General features: G+C 39.8%; 6 protein-coding genes. 2 read left to right on the plus strand and 4 right to left on the minus strand.

Annotated elements, in window-relative coordinates:
• Positions 1-31 precede the first annotated feature (31 nt).
• The 4 genes from BUA60_RS02330 to BUA60_RS02345 all read right to left on the minus strand — a co-directional run bounded on the left by BUA60_RS02330 (position 32) and on the right by BUA60_RS02345 (position 3,000).
• A complete protein-coding gene (locus BUA60_RS02330; RefSeq protein ID WP_072860124.1) occupies positions 32-247 on the minus strand; it encodes a DUF6327 family protein in 216 nt (71 codons plus the stop codon).
• A 6-nt stretch (positions 248-253) separates the two neighbouring features.
• Positions 254-598, minus strand: coding sequence for a phage holin family protein (locus BUA60_RS02335; RefSeq protein ID WP_072860125.1), 345 nt, complete (start codon positions 596-598; stop codon positions 254-256).
• An 11-nt stretch (positions 599-609) separates the two neighbouring features.
• Positions 610-939: a YtxH domain-containing protein gene (locus BUA60_RS02340; protein ID WP_072860126.1), complete on the minus strand. Its 330-nt coding sequence runs from the start codon at positions 937-939 to the stop codon at positions 610-612.
• Positions 940-1,314: 375 nt separating this feature from the next.
• Positions 1,315-3,000: a glutamine--tRNA ligase/YqeY domain fusion protein gene (locus BUA60_RS02345; protein ID WP_072860127.1), complete on the minus strand. Its 1,686-nt coding sequence runs from the start codon at positions 2,998-3,000 to the stop codon at positions 1,315-1,317.
• A gap of 251 nt (positions 3,001-3,251) precedes the next feature.
• On the opposite strand from BUA60_RS02345, the gene BUA60_RS02350 reads away from it, so the two are divergent.
• Both BUA60_RS02350 and BUA60_RS02355 read left to right on the plus strand, forming a co-directional pair.
• Complete coding sequence (locus tag BUA60_RS02350; protein ID WP_084532455.1) at positions 3,252-5,519, plus strand: T9SS type B sorting domain-containing protein; 2,268 nt, start codon at positions 3,252-3,254, stop codon at positions 5,517-5,519.
• 6 nt (positions 5,520-5,525) lie between these two features.
• Complete coding sequence (locus tag BUA60_RS02355) at positions 5,526-7,613, plus strand: PorP/SprF family type IX secretion system membrane protein (protein WP_072860129.1); 2,088 nt, start codon at positions 5,526-5,528, stop codon at positions 7,611-7,613.
• Positions 7,614-7,957: the final 344 nt, after the last annotated feature.

Consider the following 7,957-nt stretch of genomic DNA (forward strand, 5'->3'; position numbering starts at 1 on the left):
AAAGGTTTTTTACTTAGCCTAATAAAGGGAACTAGCTAAATCTCTTCAATATTTTCTTTGCCACGAAGGAGATAATTAATTTCTGGGCAATTCCACTAACCCCCCCCAACAAATTGGTAGGATAAAAATTAGCCTTTGTCCTATTGACGTGCAGTCTCAACTGCTCCTTGTCAATTTCCCTCTGTAATTTTAAAATAGCCAACCTTTGATCTATTTCATCAAAAGAAGTAAAAACCTGCTTTGCCATAATCTATCAATCAAAATAATATTCCGAAAACTTCTTTAGCATAGGCTTGTCCATTAGATCTCTGTATAAATAAAATATAATTCCAACCAAACTATAAAACAGTCCCACGAACAAAAAACCTAAAAAAGTATTTTCCAACCAAACTCCAATGCCATATGCCGCCGCACAGGACAACATAAATAAGGCAAGTAAGGCAATACTTCCCAACATTAACATCTTGGCAAAAGAGGTCATACTCCGCATCCCTATTTTAAACCCCTGAAGCTTATAATACTCCCCGGTATTTTCTAAATAGGATCGGATATCCCCATCAACTTCAGAAAGATTTTCCCTAATTTCCTCTAAGGCCATATAGTGCTTCCTTATTTTTGCAGTTGCGCATTCTTATTCTTAAGATCGGCCAACTTCTTTTCCAAGGCACTTATGATATCGTCTGCCTTGTAGCTCATATTGGAAATAGTATCTTCCAACTTTTGCTCGAAGTCCACTTTCTTGGCCTCCGCCGTTTTGGTAAGCTCCTCTTTTGCATGGGATATTCTACTAGTTAGATCATCGGTTGTCTCCATGGCCTTCTTCTTGATCCTTTTTCTAGTTTTGGTCCCTTTATCAGGTGCATACAAAATTCCAATTCCTGCACCTATGGCAGCACCTGTTAATAAAGCTAATAAAGTATTCCCACTATCGTTTGTCATAATTATATTTTTATGTTGTTATTAATAATATATTAAGGTACCCCATTTAAATTTCCATTGCTTCTATTTTTCAAAATTGATGAAAACATCCATAATTGAAATTCTGTGTGCTGAAATTTTACTCAGGGCGTAAAACCCAAAGTTAATGGAAAGTAGGACCGCTAATTGACGCTATCCATCAAACTTTTGATCCAAACTGCCCAAATGGACAATATTTCAACCAAAAACTAATTAAAGGCCCTACAGCACTCCAAAATACCAATTGTTATAGAATCACCTTCGCCCAAAAAAAAACCACAGCATACACGAGCTGTGGTCTTCAATTTTTATAGAAAATACCAATTGTTATATCAAAAGGTATAAGCTAAATCGATATTAATTTTTTTCCTGAATTTTGGCCCAAGTATCCCTTAGACCAACGGTTCTGTTAAAAACCAATTTTTCCGATTTGCTATCCGGGTCCAAATTAAAATAACCCATTCGTTGAAATTGAAAGCGATCCCCAATTTTTGCATCTGCCAAACTAGGTTCAACAAAGGCCGAGATAATCTGCAACGAATCGGGATTAATAAAATCCAAGAAATTCTTGTCTTTATATGCATCCGGCGTTTCATCCGTAAAAAGGCGATCATACAACCTTACTTCTGCGCTAAGGGCATGCTTTGCAGAAACCCAGTGCAAAGTTCCCTTAACCTTTCTTAGGCTTTCTTCCGAACCGCTTCCACTCTTGCTCTTGGGGTCATAGGTACATTGCACCTCAATAATATTCCCATCGGTATCTTTAGTGCAGGAATCGGCCTTTATGATATATCCATTCTTTAATCGCACCTCACCACCGAGCTTTAGTCTAAAGAATTTTCTATTTGCCTCCTCCTTAAAATCTTCCTGTTCAATATACAATTCCCTTGAAAATGGTAGTTGTCTATAGCCAGCTGCCTCATCCTCAGGGTTATTTTCTGCTTCCAGCCATTCTTCTTCCCCTTCAGGATAATTCGTTAATACAACCTTTAACGGATTTAAAACACCCATAACCCTAGGTGCAATTTTATTCAAATGTTCCCGAACATGAAATTCCAACAAAGAAACATCCACAACGTTGTCCCTTTTGGCGATACCAATAGTATCCGCAAAATTTCTGATGGACTCAGGGGTATAGCCTCTTCTTCTCAATCCAGAAATCGTAGGCATTCTGGGATCGTCCCAACCTTTTACAAATCCCTGTTCCACCAATTGAAGCAACTTGCGCTTACTCACAACGGTATGGCTAAAATTTCTCCTGGCGAACTCCCTTTGTTTTGGCCGGACCAAATCCTTATCTACCACTTGGTCCAAAAACCAATCATAAAGCTCCCGGTGCATAGCAAATTCCAGCGTACATAAGGAATGCGAAACCTGCTCAATATAGTCGCTCTCCCCATGTGTCCAATCATACATAGGATAAATACACCAATCGGTATTTGTTCTGTGGTGAGCCCTATACAAAATGCGGTACATTATGGGATCGCGCATCAACATATTGGAAGAAGCCATATCCACTTTTGCTCTTAAAACATGCTCCCCTTCCTTAAACTTACCCTCCTTCATCCCTTGAAACAGCTGTAGGTTTTCCTCTATGGAACGGTTACGAAACGGACTTGGAGTTCCCGCCTCTGTGGGAGTTCCCTTTTGGACGGCAATTTCCTCTGAGGTTTGGCTATCCACATAGGCCTTGCCCATTTTTATTAACTCAACAGCCCAATCATAAAGCTGTTGAAAGTAATCCGAAGCAAAACACTCCGTATCCCATTCATAACCAAGCCACTCTACATCCTCCTTAATGGCATCTACATATTCCTGTTCCTCCTTTGCCGGATTGGTATCATCAAAACGTAAATTAACAGGAGCCCCATACCTTAAACCCAAACCGAAATTAAGGCAAATTGAGCTCGCATGACCAATGTGTAAATAGCCATTTGGCTCAGGTGGAAATCTAAATCTTAGCTTCTCCTTTGGAAAGCCGTTCCTTAAATCCTCCTCAACGATATGCTCAATGAAATTCAGTGATTTTAGTGCTTCACTCATATTCTCCTTTTTGATGCGCAAATGTAGGCAAAATGCGGGTAAAGCCGATGATAAAATGCGCATAGCATACAATAAAGTGGGTTTCACAACAGATTTAAATACCCTTACAACTTTAAATTTCCAGTATTATAATTATATAACATATTTGTATTTGAATACTTTGTAACTCAATGTATTGCCAAAACTTGAAAAAAGTTATCTGACAATTATCAACAATAAAAGCTGGTAGTAACCCCTAACTACAACATCTCATGAACCCGAACAAAAAAAATAACCTACTAATTTTCGTTCTTACCTTGATGCTGTTGGGTACAAACTCAATTTTAGCCCAGACCCTGAACAAACCTACTCCTGCCGACAACCCAAATCTAGCGGGCAATTCGGTTTGGACAGCTGCCTGTGCATCTGCAACTTTTAACGAATACTACATAAACTTCACATGGCTACCTAACGTAAACAGTGACAATGAATTTGTGTTGGAATTATCCGATGCCACTGGTTCCTTTGGCACTCCCAAGGAATTGGCCAGGGTAGCGGATAAGAATTCCGATTTTGACTTTGAATTTTCATTTGCACTGCCTACAGATACTAGGGGAGATGCCTACAGATTTAGGGTGAGGAGTACCAGTCCGGCAAAAACAAGTCCAGTTTCGGATGCCTTTGAAATGTATTATATAGACTTCAACTCTACACTGGCCATCAGGGAATTGGGCGACACTGGAGCACCACCTGCACAGAAAATACAACTCTGTAATGGAGGTACAACCACCTTGGAAGTATATAATGTACCCAACCCAGAAACCTATCGGTTTAATTGGTATAAAAACACATCGCCCTTTACTAGTAGTGGAAGCGGATCCTCCATTGAAGTCTCCGAGAGTGGCTATTACGTTGTAGAATTGGATTACGGGTCCACCTGTTCAGGATCGGCCAATACCCAATCGCTCTCCATTGAGGTCGAAATTGGAACCAGCGTAGGCTTGGCCTTAAATCCACCTGCGGAAACCGCCTTATGTTCAGGAGAGACTTATGCGCCCCTTGAGGCCAACATGAACTATCCGGACCTTGCCTACACCTGGTACAAAGGATCCACCATAATTCAACCAAGTACCTTAGGAGCCTATACCTACAACATAGATACCAATGATGCCAATTTTCCTGGCGACTATTCTGTAAAAATACAGGGAGATGGTATTTGTACAGAAACTTCCAATGCCATAAGCATTACCAATGCCGGACTTTTTACCGTCTCCAGGGACAACCCGGCCAATATGGTCATCTTACCCGGAGCAACTGCCAATTTAATGGCATCTTCAGATGCTACTTCTGTAACCTACCAATGGTATAAAGACAACACCTTAATTCCTGGGGCAACAAGTAGCAACTATACGGCAAATGCAGTAGGTAACTATTATGCGGAAGTAACCCTAAGTGGCGGTGCCTGTACCTCTGCAACCAAAAACACAGAAACAACTACGGTGTTACACCCTGATTCCTTCGAATTAATCACCAATTATACCACAGAATATACCGATTGTATTAATACAAGCGTGGCCATAGAGGTCGGTAGAATCAATGCCGTATTATCGGATGGCACCAAAACCGATGTCACTGCAGATTTAAAAACCAATTTCTCCTACCAATGGACTAAGGACGGTGCCAATATACCAACTGCCAATGGAAGCAATATCAGTTTAACCAATACCAGTGAAAACGGAGAATATAGAGTTCAAGGTACGCTGGACAGTTTTACTTCTACTTCCAATGCCTTAGCCGTGCGTTTGTTGACCAACGAAACCTTAACCATATCATCTACTGGTACCATAATCTGTAATTCAAGCGAGACTATAGACATTTCAACCACCACTGCACTAACTGGTGAAAGCTTTGATTGGTTTAAAGATGGGGTTAATTTAAATACCACAAGCGAATCATTGTCGGTTAGCGCAGCAGGAACCTATCAACTAGTAGTACAGAAAAACGGTTGTGATCTTAGATCCAATGAAATCGTTATTTCTCCCTTGGACGATTCCTTGATAGCACTTAGTACCACCAACAATGAAGTGGTATTTCCCGAAGGAGGAAGTAAAATTATCTCAGCCAGTGGGGCCACAAGCTATAAATGGTACGACCAAAACAATGTTTTGCTAAGTGATACGGACACCGTTTCCATTACGCAGGAAGGTAGTTATATGGTAACCGCAACTATAAACAATTGCGAGGTTTCCAAATCATTTACCGCCTCCTATCAAGACACTTTTGGTATACCAAATGTAATCACTGCCAACGGGGACGGCTATAACGATCAATGGATTATTCCCAATACATATACTAAAGACCCCAATATCTCAGTTATTATCTATAATGATAAAGGGGAGGAAGTACTTAGCCAAAAACAATACAAAAATAATTGGCCAGAAGCTTCCATGAAATTTCCGAAGCAAAACATGGTGTTTTATTATACCATAAAAAATGCCAAGGAAACTTTGAAGAAAGGTACTATTACAGTAATACGTTAATGCACCATGTTTAAGAAAAACTATTTATATATAATCTTTATTTTACTCTGCCTTTCCAAGGTTACTGGACAGGAAGAGAGTCCGTTTGTATCTTACGACGTTCCCTCGCAGAACCTCCTTAAATTCAATAGATTTTTAATTAACCCCACCTTTTCTACGGTAAGGGAAGATAAATCCTATATAAACCTATTACACAGAAACCAATCGGTATCTTTTAATGATAACAACCAGGACTATTTCCTAAGTTACAGTGGTCGTGTTAATGACCGTAGCGGTTTGGGACTAAGCCTATATACGCAAAGGGAAGGATTAATATCCAACTATGGAGTGATGGCCAACTATGCCTATGGCATTAAATTAAGCGACAAGAGCAATTTTACCTTTGGTGCCAACATGGCTTATTACAACAGTGGATTTGACAGGAACCGAGCCAATGCCTTGGATCCAAATGATCCCGCTTTAAATGGACTGCAGGATTCCAATCTACTGTCTTTTCAACCTGGATTCAATATTTCTTATGGCAAGTTCGATTTTGGTGTCTTTGCAGAAAACCTATTTGATTACAACCTAAAGAGCAGTGAGACCATTACCGATTTTGGCGATAAAACCTTCTCGGGACATTTACAATATACCCATCAGTTTGAAAATGGAACCGGTATCTTTGAAGCAGGCCGTTTAATGCCATTGGCAAGGGTTCGAAAAATTGGGAACGAAGAGGTAGTCCTAGGTGGAAGTCTAATCTTGGACCTACCCAAATTAGGTTGGCTACAAGGTGGTTATGACAGTTTCTACGGTGCGTCCGCAGGTATTGGTTTTAACATAAACCGTAGACTTTCTTTGGGCTATACCATGGAAAAAGGTTTGTCCAATAATTTTGACAATTTTGGACTAACCCATGAGATATCCTTTGCCTACTCCATAACCCCGAATCTTACAGAAGATCGTGTAATGCTGGAAGAAGGTTATGAGGAATTGGCGGAAAATGAAGAAGAACAGGAAGATACCCTTACTGCACAACAGCTGGAAATAGAAAAACTAAAGAAAGCCTTGGCGGAAAATGATGCCATATTGGCCGAGCTAATGTTCCGTCAAGATTCATCGGAAACCAACCGTCAAAAAGATTTGGAACGCAGGTTCGAAATGGTAATGAAAATGGTCCGCGAAGAAACTCAGGGCAAGCGTCCGGACATTGAGGAAAAAGCCAAAAAGATGTACCTCGTAAACAATGAAAACGGTGGGTTGGTCAACAATTCCAAACCAAGCCCACAGGAAAATAAACCGAACGTTATAAACCCTGTTGCCAAACCAAAGGATGCTATAGCCACTAGGAATGTTGAAACCAAAATAGCCCCTAAAGTAAAGACAGAAGATGATGCTGAGGATGAGTTTACAAGGGTAGCGCAACAAAACAATATTAAAAGTAGAAAATTCAGGAATTTGGATGGGGTAGCGGACGGCTACTATGTTGTAGCCAATGTATATAAAGGTGAAAAGTACCTCAATAAATTTGTAACAGAACTTGCCAATAAGGGAGTTAAGGCAGACTATTTCGAAAATTCCAACAATGGCCTTAAATATGTATACCTAGAAAGGTACGATACCTGGCAGGAGGCACTGGCCGCCCATAAATCCAATATCAATGGTACCTATGCCCAGGATATGTGGATAATGAATGTGGACAACACACGTTATACTGACGCTGACAAGGCCTATGTAGACAACGTTAATAAAATCAAAGAAAAATCATCGCAATATGCCCTGGACAAACTTCAGAAAAATGTTGTGGTAAAAGACAATGTAACCTCCAATGACCCTACGGCCAAAGTTTACAAGATAAACGGTTTGGGAACAGGTTACTACATCATTGCCAATGTATTTGCCAATGCTAACAATGCCAACAAGTTTGTAAAAATGTTAAATGCCCAAGGGCTAAGCGCCAGCTATTTTATTAACCCAGAAAATAACTATCGTTATGTATACCTTAAGAGACACGAATCCTGGAACAACGCATTGGTTTCCTATTACTCTAAGATCAACGATACTTACAACGATAAAATGTGGATCATGCGGGTAACGCCAAATCAAATGACGTGATCGGGTGGGTCTCTTTTCTAAAAAATGGAATAACCAATCCAATCAATTTACCATTGTCCTAAATAAAAGATTTCAAATTTGATGATCGGAAAACCTCTGTGATCAAACTTCCAAAACTTCGAATAAGATTGGAATTATTAATAAAATGAATCATTAAAGAGCATAGCAAACAGGAATATCAATCCTAATGAAATCTGGGCAAATGTTATACCAACCTGTGTCCTATTAACCTTAAACCCAAAGAGGTAATTCAATTCCGGCACTCAACATTTACCCCAAAGTAACCCTGCCAGACCCAATTAAGTTCAAAACATTGATATTGGGTTTGTCGATTTTGACAACAA

This window comes from Arenibacter palladensis (assembly GCF_900129275.1).
GTDB lineage: Bacteria > Bacteroidota > Bacteroidia > Flavobacteriales > Flavobacteriaceae > Arenibacter > Arenibacter palladensis.